The sequence below is a fragment of the Streptomyces sp. NPDC107517 genome (assembly GCF_055582645.1).
In genome coordinates this window covers 125631-147084 of record NZ_JBVJPM010000008.1, presented here as the reverse complement: position 1 = coordinate 147084, position 21454 = coordinate 125631, and the positions used below count along the sequence as shown (strand labels likewise).

Sequence of the window (21454 nt, the reverse complement as noted above, 5' to 3'; positions counted from 1 at the left end):
GGTCAGTCGTCCTTTGCGTGGTGCTTCAGCACGTCGAGGGAGCGGCGCAGGATGTCGATCACGAGGTCGGCGCCCGCCCGCATCGGATTGATCCGCACCGTCCACTCCGCGAGCCCGGGGGAGTCGTCGAGGGACGAGCTGGACATGCGGTAGAACAGCGGCGCGATCTCGTAACGGGAGTTGGAGCCGACGGGATAGGGCGCGGCGCCGAACCGGGCGGCGACAGCGGGGAGTTCACGCGCCACTGGCCGGTCGAGGCGCACGAGCAGGCACCGGTCCTGCGCGTTCGCGAGCCGCACCTCGGCGACGCCGTCCACCTCGCCGGCGGCGAGCCGCTCGGCGACCTGGGCGCCCACCCGCGACTGCACCGCCCACATCACCGGCACGTGCGTCAGGGCGCGCAGCACGTCAAGCGCCTGATGCCCCTGGACCTGGCCGCCGCCCGAGTAGTTGTCCGCGCGGACCCGCTCGACGAGGTCACGCGCCCCGACGACGATGCCCACGCCCTCGGGACCGTGCAGCTTGAACAGCGAGAAACAGGAGGCGTCCGCGCCGAGTTCGACGCCCGACGCGGGCACACGCAGCACGGCGTAGTTGTCGTCGACGACCGTGCGCACTCCGGCGGCCCGGCAGGCGGCGAGCACCTCGCCCGGGTCGTACGAGTCGCCGAGCCGCTGCCGGGTGTGCTGGACGTACGCCCACCGGAAGCGCCCCGACGCGAGGGCCTCGCGCAGCGCGCCCAGGTCGTTGAAGTCGACCTCTTCGGTACGGACGCCGAGGCCGCGCAGCGTGACCTCGGTGGTCCGGTACACCGGCGCGCGGTGGATCAGCAGCGGGTCACCCGCGCGCACCGCGGCGTTCAGCGCGGCACGGATCGCTCCGGTGCCCGCGCCCTGGACGAAGGCGGCGTCCTCGGCCCCGAAGAAGCCGGCGAGCACCGCCTCGGCCTTGGCGGTCGTGCGGGGCCGGCCGAGCCCCGGCACGACACCCACGTCGGCGCCGAACAGCTCCTCGCCGGTGAAGTGCGCGGCGGTGCACTCGATCAGGCGGAACTGCCGGGCCATCGCCTCGTCGACCGGGATCGTGGCGAGCGGAAAGGTCTCGGGGAGCGCGGGTGCGGCCGAGTGGGCGGGTGTCATCGTCAGATCTCCTCCACGCTCGCGCCGGTCAGGAAGCGCAGCGGATTGCGGCGCGTCATCAGGTCCACCAGGCCGTCGTCCACGCCCGCGGCACGGACCCGGGGCAGGAACGACCGGAACAGATGCCCGTAACCCTGACCGCCCTCACGCTCCAGATAGCCGTGGCGCGAGATGTCGCAGCTGAGCAGGACACGGTCGGCGTAGCCGGCCTCGACGAGGGCGAGCAGCAGCCGGAGCCGGACGCCGTCGCGCTGGTAGCTCTCCTTGCCGACGGTGTCGAACGCGACGTACGCGCCGCTCGCGGCCAGCTCCTTGTGCACGGCCGGATCGTCGAGGAGGTCCTGGTGGCCGACCGAGATCCGGTGCGGGGCGAGGCCCTCGCCGGTGAGCAGCTCCAGCTGGGCTAGCCCGCCGCGGCCGAGCTGCGCGTGCGTGGCGACCGACAGACCGGTGGCGACGGCGGCCCGCGCCGCCGCCCGCAGCGCACGCGACTCCGGCTCGCTGGGCACGTCACCGTGGCTGCCGACCTCGCCGAGCACACCCGGCCGGATGCCGCTTGTGCCGAGACCGCCGTCGATCTCGCGGACCAGGGTGTCGGCCAGCTGCCCGACCTCCGCGCCGGCCAGCTCGGGTGTGTGGAACGGCTCGTAGTACCAGCCGGTGGCCGCGACGACGGCGACCTGCGCGTCCCGGGAGATCCGGGCCAGGGCGCGCGGGTCGCGCCCCATGCCGCGGCAGGTCAGCTCGATCACCAGGGAGAGGCCGAACTCCTCGCGCAGGGCGGCCAGTTCGGCCGTGACGGCCGGTCCGTGCGCCTCGGCGTCGAGGACCGCTCCGCCGTTGCCGTGCCGGTCGAGGTCGAGCACCAGATGCTCGTGGGCCAGGGCCGGGCCACGTACGGCGGTTGCCGGGAGCGGGCCGGTGACGGTGTGGATGAGGGGCGGGGAGTGCATGGTGCGGTGGGTTTCCTTCCCGGCGTACGTACCCGGCCTCAGCTCTTGATCGGGGTGAACAGGTCGAGCCAGTACAGGAGGTTGAGCAGGATGCCGCCGACGATCACCGCGGCGGGTGCGGCCGCCATCCGTACGACCGGCCGGCCCATCGCCTCGTTCAGCAGATAGAGCCCGCCGACGACGAGGATGCCGAGACCGGCGCCCATGGCGTTGGCCGCCATCAGCGAACCGAAGAGGATCGCCAGCTGGAGCGTGTCGGTGATGGCACTGCGCAGCTGCTCCGACGAGTCGCGCACGCTCGGCAGCTTGCCGAGGAACGTGCCGATGTAGGAGAGGGCGAGCACCTCGACGGCGAACACGGCCGCGCCGACGATCGCCGCGAGGAACGGGTTCGGCAGCAGATAGCCGATGGGGTAGACGAGCGTGAAGCCCGCGATGCCGTACGCCCCCGAGGCGAGCGCCGTCGTCGCGATCAGCGGGATGAAGCCGAACACCCGGTAGAAGTCCACCTGGGCGGCCTCGCTGTAGTGTCCTTTCGCGATCAGGAAGCTGGTGGCCTCACCACCGCCGAATATGTGCATCTGCGCGAGCACACAGACACCCGCGCCGAGCACCATGAACAGCGGCAGGAACTTACGCAGGCGGTCCGCGCTGGCGCTGAAAAGCGATGCCATCGGGTCGTCCGCGAGGACCACTTCCTCGACGCCGCCGCCCTCGGCCCGCGCGGCCCTGCGCTCCCGGACGTCCTTGGCGACGGCGAGGCCGATGAGCATCAGGACACCGACCGCCATGGCGAGCGCGCCCGCGAAGATCTTCGGCCAGATCTTCATGGTCATCACGACCAGGGCCAGTTCGAGGACGCCCGCGGCGCCGCCCCACTTGCGCCCGAACTGCTTGGTGATCGCCAGCACCGGGAACAGCGTGAACAGGAACAGGATCGGCGTCGACATCTGCTGCATCGCGGTGAGGAAGTCGACCGGCAGGTCGTGGGCCGCGTTGTTCGCGCCCTTCAGGCCGAACACGACGACGGCGCCCCAGGCACCGCCCAGGACCGGCGCGATCCACTTCTTCGGGGCGAGCAGCCCGAGGATGTCCGTGGGCAGGAACAGCAGCCACGGGTTGAGTACGCCGCTGGAGAGCGCCATCGGCGCGCCGAGACCGAAGATGAACCCGGCGGAGAGCCCGAAGGAGACCGCGGTGGTGGCGCTGCGGGTGGACCGGCCCTGGATGAAGTCCAGCATGAACGGGCGTACACCGTCGTTGAAGACGGCCAGTGCCATGTGCGAGATGAACGCGGTCAGCGCGCACAGGGCGATCACGGTCAACTGCTGCGCCAGAGAGAAGTCGAGGTTCGCACCTGCGGCGAGAGTGGTGTTCACGGGGCTCACGGGATCTCCTTCGTGCCCGGGGCGGAGGTGCCTGGTGTGATCAGGCGCGCGCGGCGATGGCGCGGGCGATCAGCGGAGCGATGACGTCGATCTGGTCCATGGAGAACCCGAAGACCTTCTTGCCCTGGTCGAGCAGGGAGTTGACCTGGTCCTCGGTCGGCACGGAACGCCCGAAGGTGTGGCACGCGGTCCGGCCCATGAGTCCGACGAGGACGCCGAGCGAGGCGCCGGCGCCGGTGTGACAGGTGCCGAGGTAGAAGTCGGCCTGGCCCACACGGAGCTTCATCGCGGCGTCCATGTCGCTGGAGACGACGATGTCCACGCCGTCGAGGGCGAGCGCCTTGACGGTCCCGGCGACCTCGACCTTGCCTACGCCGCCGGTGAGGATCTTTGTCATGGAGTGGTCCTTGGGGGTCGGGAGTCGGGTGACGGACGTCCCGCCAGCACCGCAAGATGCATGGCGAGGAAGTTGACTTCGGAGTCGGGCAGGGCGGCGCCGAGCTGTTCGCGGGCGCGGGCGGCGACCTCGCGGGCGCCGGCCACGGCTCGGGGGTGGCCGGCCAGCTCCGCGGCCACCTGTTCGTCGGTGAGGAACTGCTCGATCGATTCCCCGTCGACGAGCCGGGTCAGCGCCATCATCAGATGGCTGGTGAGCATGCCGGCGGTCTGCTCGGTGACCTCGTTTCCGCGTTCCGCGAGGGCGGTTAGCTCGGCGGTCACGAAGTCGGCGACCTCGGGCCTGACCTGACCGCCTTCGCGGAACAGCCGGATACGGAGGGCGAGTTGGTCGTCCATGGGATCTCCTTCCGGGTTCCACTCACACTTCGACAATGATCGGGATTCTGGATATTCGGAGGGAGGAGCGGGCGAGTCCTTCCGGCCGCGCCCCCGCCGGCTCAGTACGACGGCACGCGCTCGCCCCGCAACACCTCGGCCTGCAGCGACGTCACGGTCGACAGGTCGACCGCGTCCCGTACGGCGGAGAGTGCCTTGGCTCCCTCGGTCCTGCCGATGATCGCCGCGCTGGAGTTGCGCAGGGACAGATCGCGGGTGACCTCGTCGCCCAGCGGCAGCACCTCCCCGCCCATCCCTGTCCGGCCCTGCACCTCGTCGAGATTCCAGACGGTGGCGTCGGCCAGGTTCTGCGCGAACAGATCCCGCAGCTGCATGTACGAGCACTCGACCCACTCGATGTCGCTGCGCCCGGCGAACGCGCGCTCGGCGAGCATCCGCTGGTCCTCGGAGGTGTGGTCCACGGCGACCCGCAGGCCGGGCGCGTCGAGCGAGGCGCCCTCGCGCAGCAGCAGCCCGTGCGCTCCGACGTACGTGGCCGGGCCCAGGTCGGCGACCAGCTCCACCGGATGCTCCTCGATCAGCCGGTCGGCGGCGAACCGTGAGAGAACGACGAGGTCGACCTTGCCTTCGAGCAGGGCGGTGGTCCGGGCGCCCGCGCCACGCATGAACGTGATCGCGAAGGGGGTGCCCGCCTCCTCGAAGGCCGTACGCAGTCCGGTGGCCAGGCCCTCGTAGCGGCGGGAGTAGGGGAGGGGCATCGCGGCGAGCAGGGTGCCGAGGCCGGAGAGGCGCCACAGGATGGAGCGCTCGGAGCGGACCAGGAAGGTGCCGAGGTGGCCGCGCGCGGCGGTCTCGATGGCGCCGGACTCCTCCAGGAGCCGCAGGGCGGCCTGAACCGTGCCGTTTCCGCACCCCAGTTCCTCGGCGAAGTCGCGGACCCGGGGCAGCCGTGTGTCGGGCTCGTGGTTGAGCAGCAGGACCGCGAGCTGGCGGGCCGCGAGGCCGTTGCGCGTAAGGAAACGCTCGTCGAAACCGTTCACGGCCCGGACAGTAACCAGGATTCTGGATACTGGCAAGGGTCCCGGATCTGTGCGGTCATGGGCGGGAGGCGTGACGGCAGGAGGAGAGCAGGCGTGGCCAACCCCGTACCCCCGCGCGACCGCACCGACCAGCCGTGGCGCTCCGAGGGAGCTCCGCCTCCACAGCCCACGAAGTCGCCCAGGAAGAAGATGCCGGGCGGCTGGGGCGGGCTCATCCTCACCGCCCTGATCGTCTACGTCATCGCCAACCTCGTGCTGTCGTTCTTCAACCAGGGCAACGAGCCGACGATCTCGTACACCGAGTTCAGCAAGCAGGTCGCCGACAACAACGTCACCAAGATCTACTCCAAGGGCGACGCGATCCAGGGCCAGCTGAAGAAGGAGCAGCCCACGCCCGACGACAGTGACAGTTCGAGCAAGAACTACACCAAGTTCAAGACCCAGCGGCCGTCCTTCGCGGACGACGACCTCTGGGCGAACCTGGAGAAGCACAACGTCACCGTGACGGCCTCACCGGTCGTCCAGGAGCGCAGCTTCCTCGCCAACCTCCTCATCTCGCTCGCCCCGATGTTCCTGCTCGTCGTGCTGTGGATCTTCATCGCGCGGCGGATGCGGCAGGGCATGGGCGGTGGCATGGGGGGAGGCATGCTCGGGCGCAAGCAGCCGCCCAAGCCGGTCGAGCTGGAACCCGGCATGCAGCGCACCACGTTCGCGGACGTCGCCGGCATCGACGAGGTGCAGGGCGAGCTCAGTGACGTCGTCGACTTCCTCAAGAACCCCGACGCCTATCGCGAGATGGGCGCGAAGATGCCCCGCGGCGTCCTCCTGTCGGGCCCGCCGGGAACCGGCAAGACGCTCCTGGCCCGGGCCGTCGCGGGCGAGGCCGGCGTCCCGTTCTTCTCCGCGTCCGCCTCCGAGTTCATCGAGATGATCGTCGGAGTCGGTGCCTCGCGCGTACGCGAACTCTTCGCCGAGGCCCGCAAGGTGGCGCCCTCGATCATCTTCATCGACGAGATCGACACCATCGGCCGGGCCCGCGGCGGCGGCTCCGCCATGGGCGGCCACGACGAACGCGAGCAGACCCTCAACCAGATCCTCACCGAGATGGACGGCTTCTCGGGATCCGAGGGCGTCATCGTCATCGCGGCCACCAACCGCGCGGACGTCCTCGACCCGGCCCTCACCCGTCCCGGCCGCTTCGACCGCGTCGTGACGGTCAGCCCGCCCGATCGCGGCGGCCGCGAGGCGATCCTCAGGATCCACACCCGGCAGATCCCCCTCGCCTCTGACGTGGACCTGTTGCAGGTCGCCCGCACGACCCCGGGCATGACCGGCGCCGACCTCGCCAACCTCACCAACGAGGCCGCCCTCCTCGCCGTCAAACGCCAGCAGAAGGCCGTCACGCAGGCCGACCTCTCCCAGGCGCTGGAAAAGGTCCAGCTCGGCGCCGAACGGCCCCTCGTCATGCCGGACGAGGAGCGCCGCCGCACCGCCTACCACGAGAGCGGCCACGCCCTGCTCGGCATGCTCCAGCCCGGCGCCGACCCCGTCCGCAAGATCACCATCGTGCCGCGCGGCCGCGCGCTCGGCGTCACCCTCTCCACGCCCGACGCCGACAGATACGCCTATACGGAGGAGTACCTGCGGGGCCGCATCATCGGCGCGCTCGGCGGCATGGCGGCCGAACACGTCGTATACGGGGTCGTCACCACCGGCGCCGAGAACGACCTCGAACAGGTCACGAACATCGCGCGCGGCATGGTCGCCCGCTGGGGCATGAGCGACCGCATCGGCCGCCTCTCCGCGCTGCCGAGCGACGCCCAGCAGGCGTACGGGCTCTCCGCCGCGCCGCACACTCTCGACACCATCGACCACGAGATGCGCCGCATCGTCGACGAGTGCTACGAGGAGGCCTGCACCAAACTCCGCGACCACCGCGGCCAGTTGGACGCCCTGGCCGCGGCGCTCCTCGCGAACGAGACCCTCGACGAGGCGGAGGCCTACCGCGTCGCCGGCGTCATCCGCCTCACCAAGGACGAGGAGGCGCAGGGGACTCAGGACACGGACGGCCGGGAGACGGAGACGGACCGGTGATGCCCGTCACGGGGTGCGCGCGATCACATAGCGGAACACGTTCGGCATCCACACCGTCCCGTCCCTCCGCTGATGCGGATGCAGTGCCTCCGTCATCTCCTTCTCGACCTGGGACCGGTCCGTCGCGCCGATCGCCGCGTCGAACAGCCCCGTCGACAGCAGCCCGCGCACGGCGCTGTCCACGTCCGCGTAGCCGAACGGACAGGCGACCCGGCCGGAGCCGTCCGGCCTGAGCCCCGCCCGGTGGGTGACCTCCTCCAGGTCGTCGCGGAGCGCGGGCCGCCAACTGCCCGTGCTGCGCAGCGGATCGGCGAGCTTCGTCGCGACCCGCAGGACCGACGACGTCGCGCACCGCTCCGGCGGACCCCAGCCGGCCAGCACCACGGGAGTACCCCGCTCGGCGAACGGCGACGCCGACTCCAGGAGCGCGCCGAGCCCTTCGGAGTCGCCTGCCGTGCACCCGATCGGCTGGAACGCGGTGATCAGGTTGTACGGCGGATCGTCCGGCCGTGCCGCGTCCTCGGGGCCTCCTTCGGTCAGTCGCGTGTCGCCACGCGCGCGTGTGCCCCGCGTCTCGCCCTGGAGACGCTCTCTGGCCAGTGCGAGACGCTCCGGCTCGGCCGCCTCGACGCCCGTGACCGCGGCGCCCCGCGAGGCCGCCATCAAAAGGGCGAGCCCCGAGCCGCAGCCGAGGCCGAGAAGCCGGGTGCCGGCGGCCCCCTCGCCGACCTCCAGTCGTTCGTAGACCGCTTCGTAGAGCGGGACCAGCATCCGTTCCTGTATCTCCGCCCAGTCACGCGCGCGTGCGCACAGGTCCACTCGGGGCACGCGCCCCGCCTGGGGGAGGTGCCGCTGCACGAGCGTAGGTGTCATCGAAAGCGCCCCAATCCGCCGAGAGTTACTGCTGTGGCGTGTTCCTGCGGTTCATCCCGCCCCGTACATGTGCGCTCGCAGTTCCCCCGTATGCCAGAGAACTCCGCATCCGTCGTCACGTCTAGGGGGTGTTCCCAAGGGCCTTGGATCGCCGCGCGCGCCCCCGCGACGCGCGGCCGTACGGGCGTAATTGCATTGCCTCGAGGGCGTCATCGCGCCGTAGCATGCGCGCCATGGCCAAGACACCCGTTCTCACGCCTCAGGCCGAGGACTTCCCGCGCTGGTATCAGGACATCGTCAACAAGGCCGAACTGGCCGACAACGGTCCAGTGCGCGGCACGATGGTCATCCGACCGTACGGCTACGGCCTGTGGGAGCGGATGCAGCAGGACATGGACGCCCGCATCAAGGAGACGGGCACCCAGAACGCGTACTTCCCGCTCCTGATCCCGCAGTCGTACCTCCACAAGGAGGCCGAGCACGTCGAGGGGTTCGCGCCCGAACTCGCCGTGGTCACGCACGGCGGCGGCAAGGAGCTGGAAGAGCCCGCCGTCGTCCGCCCCACCTCCGAGATGATCATCAACGAGTACTTCGCGAAGTGGGTGCAGAGCTACCGCGACCTGCCGCTCCTCATCAACCAGTGGGCGAACGTCGTCCGCTGGGAACTGCGGCCCCGCCTCTTCCTGCGGACCACGGAGTTCCTCTGGCAGGAGGGCCACACCGCGCACGCCACGTACGAGGAGGCCCGCGACTTCGCGGCCCGCATCCACCGGCACGTGTACGCGGACTTCATGCGGGACGTCCTCGCGATGGACGTCGTCCTCGGCCGCAAGACCGCCCAGGAGCGCTTCGCCGGCGCCATCAACACCCTCACGCTCGAAGGCATGATGGGCGACGGCAAGGCCCTCCAGCTGGGTACCAGCCACGAACTCGGCCAGAACTTCGCCAGGGCCTTCCACACCCAGTACCTGTCGAAGGAGGGCAAGCAGGAGCTGGTCTGGCAGACCTCCTGGGGCTCGACCACCCGCATGATCGGCGCCCTCGTGATGATGCACGGCGACGACAACGGTCTGCGGATCCCGCCCCGGCTCGCCCCCACCCAGGTCGTGGTGCTCGCCATCAAGGGGGACGACGCCGTTCTGGCCAAGGTCCACGAGATCGGCGCCGCCCTCGAGGCGGCGGGCATCCGTGTCCATGTCGACGACCGCACGGACACCCCGTTCGGCCGCCGGGCCGTCGACTGGGAACTCAAGGGAGTGCCCGTACGCGTCGAGATCGGCCCGCGCGACCTGGAGAACGGCACGGCGATGCTGGCCAGGCGTATCCCGGGCGGCAAGGAGCCGGTGGTCATCGAGGCGCTCGCCGCGCTGCTGCCCACTGTCCTCGAGGAGGACCAGGCGCTGCTCCTCAAGCAGGCCCGCGAGCGCCGCGAGTCCCGTACGAGCGAGGTGACGACGGTCGACGAGGCCGTCGAGGCCGCCACTTCGGGCGGCTGGGCCCGCATCCCGTGGGCCACGCTCGGCGCGGCGGGCGAGGCCGCGCTGGCCGAGCACTCCGTCTCCGTACGGTGTCTGGTCACCGAGGACGGGGCGGTGCCGGACGCGGATGACGCGGCCGGTAACGTCGCCGTCGTGGCACGCGCGTACTGAGCCACCGCGCCAGCGAAGCGAGCGGCGCGAGAAGGCCGAAAGGCCTCTTGCGCATCAGACGGACACAGTCGCCCCGGCGTGCGGACATCGTCTACGCGCCGGGGCGTACGTATACCTACGCACCACCTTGGTGTGAGCTGTGAGGCTTCTCCGCAGATCAGCGCACCCGCCCTCGTCCGGACGCATGAGCGGCAACTGACTGGTACGTGCAAATTATTTGGGATGCCCCGGAATAGGAACACAGAGGCATCCCGGCTCGTTGTCACGACGTGAGCACGACACCACCTGTTCTCGCCGCAGAGCTGGCACAGGCGTGGGCCGACATTCAGCGGCACCACCCTGAGCTGCCAGATCTAGCCGCGCCCGAATCCCTGATCGGGGAGTCGTCGTCCGCCTGCGGACACGAGCTCTCCTTCGAGCGACTCCTCCATGAGGCAGTCCATGGCATCGCCGCCGCCCGAGGAGTCCGCGACACCTCCCGCGCCGGCCGGTACCACAACCGCAGATTCCTCGCCATCGCCGAAGAGCTGGGCCTCGATCACCCCGAGGAGCCGCACCCCAGCAGCGGCTTCTCGCTGGTGACGCTCAACCCCGAGGCGAAGCAGCGTTACCGGCCGACGATCGAGCGGCTCAAGAGCGCCCTCAAGGCGCACACCGTGGCCACGGCCGCGGACACCAAGCGCAGCTTCCGCGGCCCGGCCGCGCGGCACGGCTCCTCCGGGGGCGGCGTCCGCGTCAAGGCGGTCTGCGACTGCGGGCGCAATGTGCGCGTGGTGCCCTCGGTCCTCGCCCAGGCCCCGATCGTCTGCGGCGGCTGCGGCAAGCCGTTCCGCATCCCGGAGGCCGTCGGCGCGGGCGTCGGGTGATCTCCGGCCGATCTTCGGTGAGGGCGCGCGACCTGCTGCGGGGCGTTCGATGGGGGCACCTCCCTGCTCGTTCGGAGCTCGGGGGAGGGTTCGGCCGCCCCGTCCGCGTATGGCACAATGGCTAGCTGTACTCGACAGCCGCATAGGAACCCTCTCGCCTCCGGCTGACGCGTCCATCGGGCACTCCGAGTACCGCAACCCCACGTGGCATCCCGTTGTGCCCAACCACGTCAAGACCAGGAGACACCACTCCAGTGGCAGTCAAGATCAAGCTGAAGCGTCTGGGCAAGATCCGTTCGCCTCACTACCGCATCGTCGTCGCCGACTCCCGTACCCGCCGTGACGGCCGGGCCATCGAGGAGATCGGCCTGTACCACCCGGTGCAGAACCCCTCGCGCATCGAGGTCAACTCGGAGCGTGCCCAGTACTGGCTGTCCGTCGGCGCCCAGCCGACCGAGCCGGTCATGGCCATCCTGAAGCTCACCGGTGACTGGCAGAAGCACAAGGGCCTCCCGGCCCCCGCGCCGCTGCTCGTCGCGGAGCCCAAGGACAAGCGCGCCGCGTTCGAGGCCTTCACCAAGGGTCTCGAGGGCGACGACGCCAAGGGTGAGGCCATCACCCCGAAGGCCAAGAAGGCTGACAAGAAGGCGGACGAGGCCCCGGCCGAGTCCACCGAGTCCACCGAGGCCTGAGCATGCTCGAGGAGGCTCTTGAGCACCTCGTGAAGGGCATCGTCGACAACCCCGACGATGTGCAGGTCGCCTCGCGCAACCTGCGCCGTGGGCGCGTACTCGAGGTCCGGGTTCACCCCGATGACCTCGGCAAGGTGATCGGCCGCAACGGCCGCACCGCGCGTGCCCTGCGTACCGTCGTGGGCGCCATCGGCGGCCGCGGTGTCCGCGTCGACCTCGTCGACGTGGACCAGGTTCGCTGAGCCGGACCAACGGTTCGGCGACAAATGAAGCACCGGCTCGGGCCGGGGAGGGCCTCAGGGCCGTCCCCGGCCCGAGGCCGTATGACAGGAGAGTTGTTCACGTGCAGCTGGTAGTCGCGCGCATCGGCCGCGCCCACGGCATCAAGGGCGAGGTCACCGTCGAGGTACGCACCGACGAGCCCGAGCTGCGGCTCGGCCCCGGTGCCGTGCTCGCCACCGACCCCGCCTCCACGGGGCCGCTGACGATCGAGACCGGCCGCGTGCACAGCGGCCGCCTCCTGCTGCGCTTCGAGGGCGTACGCGACCGTACGGGCGCCGAGGCCCTGCGCAACACGCTCCTGATCGCCGAGGTCGACCCGGAGGAGCTGCCGGAGGACGAGGACGAGTTCTACGACCACCAGCTGATGGACCTGGACGTGGTCACCACGGACGGCGTCGAGGTCGGCCGGATCACCGAGATCTCGCACCTGCCCTCGCAGGACCTGTTCATCGTGGAGCGCCCCGACGGCAGCGAGGTGATGATCCCCTTCGTCGAGGAGATCGTCACCGAGATCGACCTCGAGGAGCAGCGGGCGATCATCGACCCGCCGCCCGGTCTCATCGACGACCGTGCCGAGATCGTCTCCAGCCGCGACGCCGACGAGGGCTCCGACGAGGGCTCTGACGAGGACTCCGGCAAGGGCTCCGAGGCGGGCGGCGCCTGATGCGGCTCGACGTCGTCACGATCTTCCCCGAGTACCTCGACCCGCTGAACGTCTCCCTCGTCGGCAAGGCCCGCGCGCGCGGGCAGCTCGACGTACGGGTGCACGACCTCAGGGAGTGGACGTACGACCGGCACAACACGGTCGACGACACCCCGTATGGCGGCGGCCCCGGCATGGTCATGAAGACCGGCCCCTGGGGCGACGCCCTCGACGACGTGCTCGCCGAAGGCTACGAGACCGGGTCCCACGGCCCCGCCCTCGTCGTCCCCACGCCCAGCGGCCGCCCCTTCACCCAGGAGCTCGCCGTCGAGCTCTCCGAGCGCCCCTGGCTGGTCTTCACGCCCGCGCGCTACGAGGGCATCGACCGCCGCGTCATCGACGAGTACGCGACCCGGATGCCGGTCTACGAGGTCTCCATCGGCGACTACGTGCTGGCCGGCGGAGAGGCGGCCGTACTCGTCGTCACGGAGGCCGTCGCGCGGCTGCTGCCCGGAGTCCTCGGCAACGCCGAGTCCCACCGGGACGACTCCTTCGCGCCCGGCGCCATGGCCAACCTCCTCGAAGGGCCCGTCTACACCAAGCCCCCCGAGTGGCGCGGACAGGGCATCCCCGACGTGCTGCTCAGCGGTCACCACGGCAAGATCGCGCGCTGGCGCCGGGACGAGGCGCTGCGGCGCACCACCCGCAACAGGCCCGATCTCGTGGAGCGTTGCGACCCCTCGGTCTTCGACAAGAAGGACCGCGAGATGCTCTCCATCCTCGGGTGGCGGCCGGGCCCCGACGGCCGATTTGGGCGAGACCCCGAAGCCGTGGAAGAATAGGCCGCTGCTGTACGTCCAGCGTGCGCCCCTGCCACAGGGGGAACGACGCCCGCCCGACGCGATCAGCTACCGAATCCTCATTTCGAACACTCCCGCCGATGACCTGTGGCATCGGTGAAGAAAGCAGACGATCATGTCTCACCTGCTCGACTCCGTCGACAGCGCGTCGCTGCGCACCGACATCCCGGCCTTCCGTCCGGGTGACACCGTCAACGTCCACGTCCGCGTCATCGAGGGCAACCGCTCCCGTGTGCAGCAGTTCAAGGGCGTAGTCATCCGCCGCCAGGGCGCCGGTGTCCGCGAGACCTTCACGGTCCGCAAGGTCTCCTTCTCCGTCGGCGTCGAGCGCACCTTCCCGGTGCACACCCCGATCGTCGAGAAGATCGAGCTCGTCACCCGCGGTGACGTGCGTCGCGCGAAGCTCTACTACCTGCGCGACCTGCGCGGCAAGGCCGCGAAGATCAAGGAGAAGCGCGACAACTGAGCTCGCGCACGGGGTCACAGCAGGGCCGGATAGCATCTGGCCTCGATGGACACCGAAGCACAGACAACGGAACGCGATCGCGCCTCCCACCCCTCCGTACACGAGGGCGAGGAGGAGCGGTCGCGTTTCGCGTTTGTGTCGTGGGCCGCGTCCTGGCTCCCCGGTGGCCGCCTGACCCTGTCGGCCCTGCTCTGCCTCGTTCTGCTGCTCCTGCTGAGCATCTTCGTGATGCAGCCCTTCCAGATCCCCAGCGGTTCCATGGAGCGCGCATTGAGGGTCGGGGACCGCGTTCTCGTAAACAAGTTGGCGTACCGTTTCGGTGCTGAGCCGCAGCGGGGCGACGTCGTGGTCTTCGACGGGACCGGGTACTTCGGCGACGCCGACTACATCAAGCGGGTCGTGGGCGTGGGGGGAGACCATGTGGTCTGCTGCGACAGCAAGGGGAGGATCGGGGTGAACGGTGAACCGGTGGACGAGAGTTCGTTCCTGTACCCCGGGAACACCCCCTCGAAGGTCCCCTTCGACCTCGTCGTGCCCGACGGCACCCTCTTCCTGCTCGGCGATCACCGGGGCGACTCCCGGGACTCACGCGACTACCTGGGCGCGCCCGGCGGCGGCATGGTCCCCGTGGACGAAGTGATCGGCAGGGCCCAGTGGATCGCCTGGCCGACGGGCCACTGGGGCTCCCTGTCCCGTAACGACGTCTACGCGCGCGTGCCCGCACCCGGCGGTGCCCATGGGTAACCGCGGACGCTCCCACTCGCGCAGGGGCGGCGGCGACACCCGCCTGCCCACCGGGACGCGCCGCGCCGGCACCCCGCCGCTGCCGGGCCGTGCCGAGCGGCGCAGGCTGGCGCGCAAGGTCAAGCGGCGCCGACAGCGCTCCGCGCTCAAGGAGATCCCGCTCCTCATAGGCGTGGCGCTCCTGATAGCACTCGTCCTGAAGACGTTCCTCGTCCAGGCCTTCGTGATCCCGTCCGGCTCCATGGAGCAGACGATCAGGATCGGCGACCGGGTCCTGGTCGACAAGCTCACCCCGTGGTTCGGCGCGAAGCCGCACCGCGGCGACGTCGTCGTCTTCAAGGACCCCGGCAAGTGGCTGGAACAGGAACAGGGCGCGAAGAAGGACGCACCCGTCGGCGTCAAACAGGTGAAAGAAGGCCTCACCTGGATCGGCCTTCTGCCCTCCGACGACGAGCGCGACCTCATCAAGAGGGTCATCGCGGTCGGCGGTGACACCGTCAAGTGCTGCGACAAGCAGGGCCGCGTGACGGTCAACGGGACGCCCCTGAACGAGCCGTACATCCACCCCGGTGACGTACCGTCTAAGTTCGAGTTCGAGGTCAAGGTGCCCAAGGGGCGCCTGTTCGTGATGGGTGACCACCGCTCCAACTCGGCCGACTCGCGCTTCCACCGCACCGAGGCGTTCAGCGGCACCGTCTCGGAGAAGTCGGTCGTCGGCCGCGCCCGCGTCATCGCCTGGCCGGTCGGTCACTGGACCACGCTCCCGGAACCGGACACTTACGCGACGGTGGCCGCCGCGCAGAACAGATCGGCCGCGGCCCGGCAACCGTCGCATAGGGTGGCCTCCGAGGATCTGAACGGATTGATCCCTCTCCCGAGCCCTGCGGAACTCCCGCTCGTTATGGGAGTGGTGGGCCTGCATCGCGTATGGGACGACAGGCAGCGGCACGGAGTGAGGAGTGGATGTGGGGGACTTGGCGGTCGGCGCACGGTCAGGGCAAGGGCCCGACGAGCAGCCCGGGCGATCCGACGACGGAGCGGCATCGGCCGCGACGGGCGCCGTGAACCTCGACAGTGGCGACGCGAACGGCGACGGGCACGGTGGTGGACGGGGCGACGGCCCTGGTGACGGCCACAGCGACGGCGGCAGGGCGGGAGGCCGGGCGAAGAAGCCCCGCTCCTTCTGGAAGGAGCTTCCGCTCCTGATCGTCATCGCGCTGGTCCTGGCGCTGGTGATCAAGACGTTCCTGGTGCAGGCGTTCTCGATTCCGTCGGCGTCGATGGAGAACACCCTGCAGATCGGCGACCGCGTGCTCGTCGACAAGCTGACGCCGTGGTTCGGCTCCGAGCCCGGGCGCGGCGAGGTCATCGTCTTCCACGACCCGGACGGCTGGCTGCGGGACGAGCCGACGGCCGAGCCGAATCCGGTGCAGCGCCTCCTCGGCTGGATCGGCCTGATGCCGTCCACCAACGAGAAGGACCTCATCAAGCGTGTCATCGGTGTCGGCGGCGACACCATCGAGTGCAACGGGACGGGACCGCTCCAGGTCAACGGCAAGGCGCTCGACGAGCCGTACGTCTACCCGGGGAACACCTCGTGCAGCGACGACAATGTGGGCGGCAAGTTCAAGGTCACCGTACCCATTGGCAAAGTTTGGGTCATGGGTGACCACCGCCAGGACTCCATGGACTCCCGGTACCACCAGCAGGACAGCAACCAGGGCTTCGTGCCCGTGGACAACGTCGTGGGCCGCGCGATCGTGGTCGCCTGGCCGCCCACCCGCTGGACGACCCTGCCGGTGCCGGACACGTTCGACCAGCCGGGCCTCAACGCGGCGATGGGAGCGGCCCCGGGCGCGCTCGGGCTCGCGGGCGCCGCACCGCTCGTGCTGTGGCGCAGGCGTCGGCTTACCCAGGGGAACACCCGGGTTTCTGAGGCGAAGACCGCCGGGTAGGGTGCCGTCCCAGATCGCCGATCTTCCACGGCGAGTCTCCGAGGCGGGGAGCAACTGGGATGAGCAGGACACGTCGTACGGACGAGGGCCAGGGCCGGCTCGGCAGCACGCTGTCGGGGTTGGCCGTGGCCCTCGGCTGTGTGCTGTTCCTGGGCGGGTTCGTGTGGGGTGCCATCGTGTACCAGCCGTACACCGTGCCCACCGAGTCGATGACGCCGACGATCGGTGCGGGCGACCGGGTCCTCGCGCAGCGCATCGACGGCAGTGAGGTCAAGCGCGGGGACGTCGTCGTCTTCACGGAGTCGGCGTGGGGCGACATGCCGATGGTCAAGCGGGTCGTCGGCATCGGCGGCGACAAGATCGCCTGCTGCGAGGCCGGCAAGCTGACCGTCAACGGCAAGGAGATTGCCGAACCGTATCTCCCCAAGGGACAGGGCCCCTCGGCCACGGGCATCCCCACCACCACGGTCCCTGAGGGCCGCCTCTTCCTGCTCGGCGACGAGCGCAGCGGCTCTCTCGACTCCAGCGTCCACATCGGCGACTCCAGCCACGGAACGGTGCCGCGCAGCGCGGTCGCCGCCCGGGTCGACGCCGTGGCCTGGCCGATGGACGGCATGCTCGCGCGACCCACCGGCTTCGAGGCGCTGCCGGGCGGGCTCTCCCAGCCGGGTCCCCTGAAGCTGGTCCTGGCCGCGGTCGTCGCGGGCGCCGTGCTGGTGCTCGGCGGTGCCGCGTACGGGCCGATCGCCAAGCGCGCGAGCAAGGGCCGCGGCCGGTCGCGCGCGTCGGCGGGGGAGCGGGCTCTTGCGGGCTGAGCCTCCCGGCGCCGGCCGGGAGCTGCGGAAGGTCGCACGGGTCGTACTGCTCGATCCCGACGACCGCATTCTGCTGCTGCACGGCCACGAGCCGGGGGACGCCGCCGACGACTGGTGGTTCACCCCGGGCGGCGGCCTGGAGGGCGACGAGACCCGTGAGCAGGCCGCCCTGCGCGAGCTCGCGGAGGAGACCGGCATCACGGACGTCGAGCTCGGCCCGGTCCTGTGGCGGCGCACCTGCTCCTTCCCGTTCGACGGGCGGCGCTGGGACCAGGACGAGTGGTACTTCCTGGCCCGCACGACGGCCGCGGTGGCCGGGGCGGAGATCGCCGGGGCGGGCCTGACCGAGCTGGAACGGCGCAGCGTCGCCGGAGCACGTTGGTGGACGTGCCGGGAACTGACCGAGGCACATGAGACGGTGTATCCGACCAGGCTCGCCGGGCTGCTGGAACGGCTGCTCGACGAGGGTCCCCCGAGTCGTCCCGAAGTCCTCGACACGGAAATCGTCTAGAGGCGTACGGGGCTGACGCACAATAGGGGGACGCACGGCTGAAGGGGAACATGCCATGAGTGCCGAGGACCTCGAGAAGTACGAGACCGAGATGGAGCTGAAGCTCTACCGGGAGTACCGCGACGTCGTCGGTCTGTTCAAATACGTGATCGAGACCGAACGGCGCTTCTATCTCACCAACGACTACGAGATGCAGGTGCACTCGGTCCAGGGTGAGGTTTTCTTCGAGGTATCCATGGCGGATGCCTGGGTGTGGGACATGTACAGGCCCGCACGGTTCGTGAAGCAGGTCCGGGTGCTCACGTTCAAGGACGTGAACATCGAGGAGCTGAACAAGAGCGATCTGGAGCTGCCGGGTGGGTGAGCCAGGGCTGCTCGGTGGGTGATCCGGAGCCCTTGAGCGGGTGGGGCTCGCCGGATTGGGTGGCCGGGTTATCCACAACCCGTGAGTAGTTCACCAAGATCCACTTCTTCGGCGTCCATGCCTCAGCGTGGGCGTCGGAGGTGGTGGCGACATGAACGCGTCCAAGGCACGCAGCGCACTCGGAAAGTACGGCGAGGAGCTGGCCGCACGGCGGCTGGCCGAGTCCGGAATGACGGTCATCGAGCGCAACTGGCGCGCGGGCAGGACCGGTGAGATCGACATCGTCGCCCGGGAGGGCGACGCGCTCGTCGTCTGCGAGGTGAAGACCCGCAGGGCGGGCGGCCCCGCCGGTTCCTTCGAGCATCCGATGGCCGGGGTCACCCCCGTCAAGGCCCAGCGGCTGCGCGACCTGGCGGAGCGCTGGGTTCAGGAACACGGGGGAGCGCCACCCGGCGGCGTACGCATCGATCTGGTCGGGGTTCTTGTGCCGGAGCGCGGCGCCCCCGTCGTCGAGCACGCGCGGGGTGTGGCCTGATGGGATTCGCGCGCACATGCTCCGTGGCCCTCGTCGGGGTCGAGGGGGTGGTCGTCGAGGTCCAGGCCGACCTGGAGCCCGGAGTCGCCGCCTTCACGCTGGTCGGACTGCCGGACAAGAGCCTGTCGGAGAGCCGCGACCGGGTCAGGGCAGCCGTCGTCAACTCCGGCGGGGAATGGCCGCAGAAGAAGCTCACGGTGGGGCTCAGCCCGGCGTCCGTGCCGAAGAGCGGCAGCGGATTTGACCTGGCCATCGCCAGCGCCGTGCTGGGAGCGGCCGAGCGGGTCGATCCGAGAGTCCTCTCCGAGGTCGTGATGATCGGCGAGCTGGGACTCGACGGCCGCGTACGGCCCGTTCGCGGGGTGCTCCCGGCCGTCCTCGCGGCGGCCGACGCGGGGTACGAGCAGGTCGTGGTCCCGGAGTGCTCGGCCGGCGAGGCCGCGCTCGTCCCGGGCGTCTCCGTCCTCGGCGTACGGAGCCTGCGACAGCTCATCGCGGTCCTGACGGACGAGCCGGTCCCGGACGAGCCGCCCGACGAGACCGGACGCCCCGACCCGATGCTCGCGGGCCTGAGCGTCCCGGGCCAGGGCCTCGGCGTGGGCCTTGCCGGGATGCCGCACGACGCCCACATGCTCGATCTGGCCGATGTCGTCGGCCAGCGCGCCGCACGCACGGCGATCGAGGTCGCCGCCGCCGGGGCCCACCACATCCTCCTCCAGGGGCCGCCAGGTGCCGGAAAGACCATGCTCGCCGAGCGGCTGCCACTGGTCATGCCGCCACTCACCCGCGAGGAAGCCCTCGAAGTGACGGCCATCCACTCGGTGGCGGGCATGCTGCCGCCAGGCAAACCCATGGTCGACGCCGCCCCTTACTGCGCGCCGCACCACTCGGCGACGATGCAGTCTCTCGTCGGCGGCGGACAGGGGATGCCGCGGCCGGGCGCCGTGTCGTTGTCCCACAGAGGGGTGCTTTTTCTGGACGAGGCGCCGGAATTCAGCGGCCAGGCACTCGACGCCCTGCGCCAGCCGCTGGAGTCGGGCCACGTGGTCATCGCCCGCAGTGCCGGGGTGGTGCGCCTGCCCGCCCGCTTCCTGATGGCCCTGGCCGCCAATCCGTGCCCGTGCGGCAACCACTCGCTCGTGGGCGGCGGCTGCGAGTGCCCGCCGGCCGCGGTCCGCCGCTATCAGGCGCGCCTCTCCGGGCCGCTGCTCGACCGGGTCGACCTCAAGGTGGACGTGGAGCCCGTCACGCGTACGGAGCTGACCGGGAGCGGCGCACAGGGTGAGGCCACTGTCGTCGTCCGTGAGCGGGTGCGGGCCGCCCGGGAGAGGGCCGCGGCACGGCTCGCGGACACGCCCTGGCGGACGAACAGCGAGGTGCCCGGGCACGCCCTGCGCACCCGGTGGCCCGCCGCGTCGGGGGCCATGGCCGAGGTCGAGACCGATCTGGAGCGAGGCTTCCTGACCGCCCGCGGTGTCGACCGTGTGCTGCGGGTGGCCTGGACCGTCTCGGACCTCTGCGGCCGGGACCGGCCACGCGCACAGGACGTGGCGCTGGCCCTTCAGCTGCGCACCGGGATCTCGCGCGGGGTGGCCATGGCCCTCGGGGGGTCGTCATGAGCGGAGCGGAGGTCTCCGACGGGATCCGGCTCGCGAGGGCCGCCCTCACCAGGATCGTCGAGCCCGGCGACGAGAGGGCGGGGCGGTGGCTGAGGGAGTTCGGGGCGGTGGAGGTCGCGCGGCGCATCGTCGAGGACGGGGAGCCGCTGCCCGGGGTGAGCGGGGACCGCTGGGCGGGGCTGCGGGCCAGAGCGGCCGATGTGCTGCCCGAGCGTGACCTGGAACTGGCGGCGGGCGTGGGCGCGCGGATCGTGTGTCCCGGGGACCCGGAGTGGCCGGCCCAGCTGGACGATCTCGGCGACGCGCGGCCCGTCGCCCTGTGGGTGCGGGGGCGGCCGTCCCTGCGGATGTGGGCGCTGCGGTCCGTCGGCGTCGTGGGGGCGCGGGCCTGCACGGACTACGGGGCACGGGTGGCGGCGAGCCTCGGTGCGGGGCTCGCGGAGCGCGGCAGCGTCGTCGTGTCGGGCGGGGCGTACGGGGTGGACGCGGCGGCCCATCGCGGGACCCTCGGTGCGAGCGGCGCCACCGTGGCGGTCCTGGCCTGCGGGGTCGACCGGCCCTATCCGCGCGGCCATGTCCAGTTGATCGAGCGGATCGCCGAACAGGGGCTCGTCATCGCGGAGTTGCCGCCCGGTGATCATCCGACGCGGAGCAGATTCATCCTCCGTAACCGCGTGATCGCCGCGCTCACCCGGGGGACCGTCGTCGTGGAGGCCGCCTACCGCAGCGGTGCTCTCGGTACGGCGCGGTGGGCGCAGCGCCTCGGCCGTCACACGATGGGGGTTCCTGGGCCGGTCACCAGTACCCGTTCCGAAGGAGTGCACGAACTACTGCGCGGGGAAGCGGTTCTCGTCACCGACGCGGCGGAAGTCATGGAGCTGGTCGGGGACATGGGGGACCTCGCCCCGGCGCGGCGCGGACCCGTACTGCCGCACGACCTGCTCGCGCCGGGTGCCGCGGCGGTACTGGCGGCGCTGCCCGCCGGCGGAACGGTCGGGGCGGGGGACATCGCCCGGGCCGCGGGCACCGGAGTCGACGACGCGATCGGGAGGTTGTACGAACTGCGCTCACTGGGGTTCGTCGAACGACACAGCGATGGCTGGCAGTTGACACGCCAGGCGATCCGGCCTGTCTTGCCGGAAGGAGATGATCGGTGACGGAGGGTGTTGCG

The 21454-nt window shown here is 70.7% G+C and carries 24 protein-coding genes; 17 read left to right on the top strand and 7 right to left on the bottom strand.

The features are described 5' to 3' along the window. Positions 1 to 2: 2 nt before the first annotated feature. From ACZ67T_RS20310 to yhfZ, 6 genes are all read right to left on the bottom strand, one after another. Complete coding sequence (locus tag ACZ67T_RS20310; RefSeq protein WP_469985706.1) at positions 3 to 1139, bottom strand: aminotransferase class V-fold PLP-dependent enzyme; 1137 nt, start codon at positions 1137 to 1139, stop codon at positions 3 to 5. Between the two features lie 2 nt (positions 1140 to 1141). Beyond that, positions 1142 to 2092: a phosphotriesterase family protein gene (locus ACZ67T_RS20305; protein ID WP_469985705.1), complete on the bottom strand. Its 951-nt coding sequence runs from the start codon at positions 2090 to 2092 to the stop codon at positions 1142 to 1144. Between the two features lie 38 nt (positions 2093 to 2130). Next, on the bottom strand, positions 2131 to 3471 hold the full coding sequence (locus tag ACZ67T_RS20300) for a YhfT family protein (RefSeq protein WP_469985934.1): 1341 nt from the start codon (positions 3469 to 3471) through the stop codon (positions 2131 to 2133). A gap of 49 nt (positions 3472 to 3520) precedes the next feature. Beyond that, positions 3521 to 3877 (bottom strand): DUF2620 domain-containing protein, encoded by a 357-nt coding sequence (locus tag ACZ67T_RS20295; RefSeq protein WP_469985704.1) that lies wholly within the window; start codon positions 3875 to 3877, stop codon positions 3521 to 3523. Next, complete coding sequence (locus ACZ67T_RS20290) at positions 3874 to 4275, bottom strand: PRD domain-containing protein (protein ID WP_469985702.1); 402 nt, start codon at positions 4273 to 4275, stop codon at positions 3874 to 3876. The genes ACZ67T_RS20295 and ACZ67T_RS20290 overlap by 4 nt, the downstream gene beginning before the upstream one ends. A gap of 101 nt (positions 4276 to 4376) precedes the next feature. Then, positions 4377 to 5315: a GntR family transcriptional regulator YhfZ gene (gene yhfZ / locus ACZ67T_RS20285; protein ID WP_469985700.1), complete on the bottom strand. Its 939-nt coding sequence runs from the start codon at positions 5313 to 5315 to the stop codon at positions 4377 to 4379. Between the two features lie 93 nt (positions 5316 to 5408). On the opposite strand from yhfZ, the gene ftsH reads away from it, so the two are divergent. Beyond that, a complete protein-coding gene (gene ftsH, locus ACZ67T_RS20280; protein WP_469985698.1) occupies positions 5409 to 7409 on the top strand; it encodes an ATP-dependent zinc metalloprotease FtsH in 2001 nt (666 codons plus the stop codon). Between the two features lie 6 nt (positions 7410 to 7415). On the opposite strand, the gene ACZ67T_RS20275 is transcribed toward ftsH, so the two are convergent. Further along, the gene (locus ACZ67T_RS20275; RefSeq protein ID WP_469985697.1) at positions 7416 to 8282 is read right to left on the bottom strand and encodes an SAM-dependent methyltransferase; all 867 of its coding nucleotides are present in this window, start codon (positions 8280 to 8282) and stop codon (positions 7416 to 7418) included. A gap of 233 nt (positions 8283 to 8515) precedes the next feature. On the opposite strand from ACZ67T_RS20275, the gene proS reads away from it, so the two are divergent. From proS to dprA, 16 genes are all read left to right on the top strand, one after another. Further along, the gene (gene proS / locus ACZ67T_RS20270) at positions 8516 to 9931 is read left to right on the top strand and encodes a proline--tRNA ligase (RefSeq protein WP_469985695.1); all 1416 of its coding nucleotides are present in this window, start codon (positions 8516 to 8518) and stop codon (positions 9929 to 9931) included. Positions 9932 to 10200: 269 nt separating this feature from the next. Then, positions 10201 to 10797, top strand: coding sequence for a hypothetical protein (locus ACZ67T_RS20265; RefSeq protein ID WP_266559563.1), 597 nt, complete (start codon positions 10201 to 10203; stop codon positions 10795 to 10797). Positions 10798 to 11051: 254 nt separating this feature from the next. After that, entirely contained in the window at positions 11052 to 11489 is a 438-nt protein-coding gene (rpsP, locus tag ACZ67T_RS20260; RefSeq protein ID WP_116509370.1) for a 30S ribosomal protein S16, read from the top strand. Between the two features lie 2 nt (positions 11490 to 11491). Further along, complete coding sequence (locus tag ACZ67T_RS20255) at positions 11492 to 11731, top strand: RNA-binding protein (RefSeq protein WP_014176063.1); 240 nt, start codon at positions 11492 to 11494, stop codon at positions 11729 to 11731. 101 nt (positions 11732 to 11832) lie between these two features. Then, positions 11833 to 12435, top strand: a complete 603-nt coding sequence (gene rimM / locus ACZ67T_RS20250; protein WP_469985693.1) for a ribosome maturation factor RimM — start codon at positions 11833 to 11835, stop codon at positions 12433 to 12435. Beyond that, positions 12435 to 13256: a tRNA (guanosine(37)-N1)-methyltransferase TrmD gene (gene trmD / locus ACZ67T_RS20245; RefSeq protein WP_100595073.1), complete on the top strand. Its 822-nt coding sequence runs from the start codon at positions 12435 to 12437 to the stop codon at positions 13254 to 13256. Before rimM ends, trmD begins: the two co-directional genes overlap by 1 nt. A gap of 133 nt (positions 13257 to 13389) precedes the next feature. Then, positions 13390 to 13740 (top strand): 50S ribosomal protein L19, encoded by a 351-nt coding sequence (gene rplS / locus ACZ67T_RS20240; protein WP_037741626.1) that lies wholly within the window; start codon positions 13390 to 13392, stop codon positions 13738 to 13740. 45 nt (positions 13741 to 13785) lie between these two features. Beyond that, positions 13786 to 14484, top strand: a complete 699-nt coding sequence (gene lepB, locus ACZ67T_RS20235; protein WP_469985691.1) for a signal peptidase I — start codon at positions 13786 to 13788, stop codon at positions 14482 to 14484. Continuing rightward, positions 14477 to 15613, top strand: a complete 1137-nt coding sequence (gene lepB / locus ACZ67T_RS20230; protein ID WP_469985689.1) for a signal peptidase I — start codon at positions 14477 to 14479, stop codon at positions 15611 to 15613. Before lepB (ACZ67T_RS20235) ends, lepB (ACZ67T_RS20230) begins: the two co-directional genes overlap by 8 nt. Next, positions 15546 to 16439, top strand: coding sequence for a signal peptidase I (lepB, locus tag ACZ67T_RS20225; protein WP_469985688.1), 894 nt, complete (start codon positions 15546 to 15548; stop codon positions 16437 to 16439). Before lepB (ACZ67T_RS20230) ends, lepB (ACZ67T_RS20225) begins: the two co-directional genes overlap by 68 nt. A 59-nt stretch (positions 16440 to 16498) precedes the next feature. Beyond that, entirely contained in the window at positions 16499 to 17254 is a 756-nt protein-coding gene (lepB, locus tag ACZ67T_RS20220) for a signal peptidase I (protein ID WP_383091552.1), read from the top strand. Continuing rightward, positions 17244 to 17765 carry an NUDIX hydrolase gene (locus ACZ67T_RS20215; protein WP_469985686.1) on the top strand — a complete coding sequence of 174 codons (522 nt, stop codon included), beginning with the start codon at positions 17244 to 17246 and terminating at the stop codon, positions 17763 to 17765. The genes lepB (ACZ67T_RS20220) and ACZ67T_RS20215 overlap by 11 nt, the downstream gene beginning before the upstream one ends. A 55-nt stretch (positions 17766 to 17820) precedes the next feature. Beyond that, positions 17821 to 18129, top strand: coding sequence for a DUF2469 domain-containing protein (locus ACZ67T_RS20210; protein ID WP_003965949.1), 309 nt, complete (start codon positions 17821 to 17823; stop codon positions 18127 to 18129). Between the two features lie 151 nt (positions 18130 to 18280). Then, complete coding sequence (locus tag ACZ67T_RS20205) at positions 18281 to 18664, top strand: YraN family protein (RefSeq protein ID WP_469985684.1); 384 nt, start codon at positions 18281 to 18283, stop codon at positions 18662 to 18664. Beyond that, on the top strand, positions 18664 to 20283 hold the full coding sequence (locus ACZ67T_RS20200) for a YifB family Mg chelatase-like AAA ATPase (RefSeq protein ID WP_469985682.1): 1620 nt from the start codon (positions 18664 to 18666) through the stop codon (positions 20281 to 20283). The genes ACZ67T_RS20205 and ACZ67T_RS20200 overlap by 1 nt, the downstream gene beginning before the upstream one ends. Beyond that, complete coding sequence (gene dprA / locus ACZ67T_RS20195) at positions 20280 to 21440, top strand: DNA-processing protein DprA (protein WP_469985680.1); 1161 nt, start codon at positions 20280 to 20282, stop codon at positions 21438 to 21440. The genes ACZ67T_RS20200 and dprA overlap by 4 nt, the downstream gene beginning before the upstream one ends. Positions 21441 to 21454 lie beyond the last annotated feature (14 nt).

What these genes read in the sequence shown, in the direction of transcription:
- ACZ67T_RS20210 (WP_003965949.1), top strand. Translation starts at nt 17,821, where the DNA reads ATGAGTGCCGAGGACCTCGAGAAGTACGAGACCGAGATGGAGCTGAAG.
- trmD (WP_100595073.1), top strand. Translation starts at nt 12,435, where the DNA reads ATGCGGCTCGACGTCGTCACGATCTTCCCCGAGTACCTCGACCCGCTG.
- ACZ67T_RS20290 (WP_469985702.1), bottom strand. Translation starts at nt 4,275, where the DNA reads ATGGACGACCAACTCGCCCTCCGTATCCGGCTGTTCCGCGAAGGCGGT.
- ACZ67T_RS20295 (WP_469985704.1), bottom strand. Translation starts at nt 3,877, where the DNA reads ATGACAAAGATCCTCACCGGCGGCGTAGGCAAGGTCGAGGTCGCCGGG.
- lepB (WP_469985691.1), top strand. Translation starts at nt 13,786, where the DNA reads ATGGACACCGAAGCACAGACAACGGAACGCGATCGCGCCTCCCACCCC.
- ACZ67T_RS20205 (WP_469985684.1), top strand. Translation starts at nt 18,281, where the DNA reads ATGAACGCGTCCAAGGCACGCAGCGCACTCGGAAAGTACGGCGAGGAG.
- ACZ67T_RS20310 (WP_469985706.1), bottom strand. Translation starts at nt 1,139, where the DNA reads ATGACACCCGCCCACTCGGCCGCACCCGCGCTCCCCGAGACCTTTCCG.
- ACZ67T_RS20275 (WP_469985697.1), bottom strand. Translation starts at nt 8,282, where the DNA reads ATGACACCTACGCTCGTGCAGCGGCACCTCCCCCAGGCGGGGCGCGTG.
- lepB (WP_383091552.1), top strand. Translation starts at nt 16,499, where the DNA reads ATGAGCAGGACACGTCGTACGGACGAGGGCCAGGGCCGGCTCGGCAGC.
- lepB (WP_469985689.1), top strand. Translation starts at nt 14,477, where the DNA reads ATGGGTAACCGCGGACGCTCCCACTCGCGCAGGGGCGGCGGCGACACC.
- proS (WP_469985695.1), top strand. Translation starts at nt 8,516, where the DNA reads ATGGCCAAGACACCCGTTCTCACGCCTCAGGCCGAGGACTTCCCGCGC.
- ACZ67T_RS20200 (WP_469985682.1), top strand. Translation starts at nt 18,664, where the DNA reads ATGGGATTCGCGCGCACATGCTCCGTGGCCCTCGTCGGGGTCGAGGGG.
- ACZ67T_RS20305 (WP_469985705.1), bottom strand. Translation starts at nt 2,092, where the DNA reads ATGCACTCCCCGCCCCTCATCCACACCGTCACCGGCCCGCTCCCGGCA.
- dprA (WP_469985680.1), top strand. Translation starts at nt 20,280, where the DNA reads ATGAGCGGAGCGGAGGTCTCCGACGGGATCCGGCTCGCGAGGGCCGCC.
- rplS (WP_037741626.1), top strand. Translation starts at nt 13,390, where the DNA reads ATGTCTCACCTGCTCGACTCCGTCGACAGCGCGTCGCTGCGCACCGAC.
- ACZ67T_RS20255 (WP_014176063.1), top strand. Translation starts at nt 11,492, where the DNA reads ATGCTCGAGGAGGCTCTTGAGCACCTCGTGAAGGGCATCGTCGACAAC.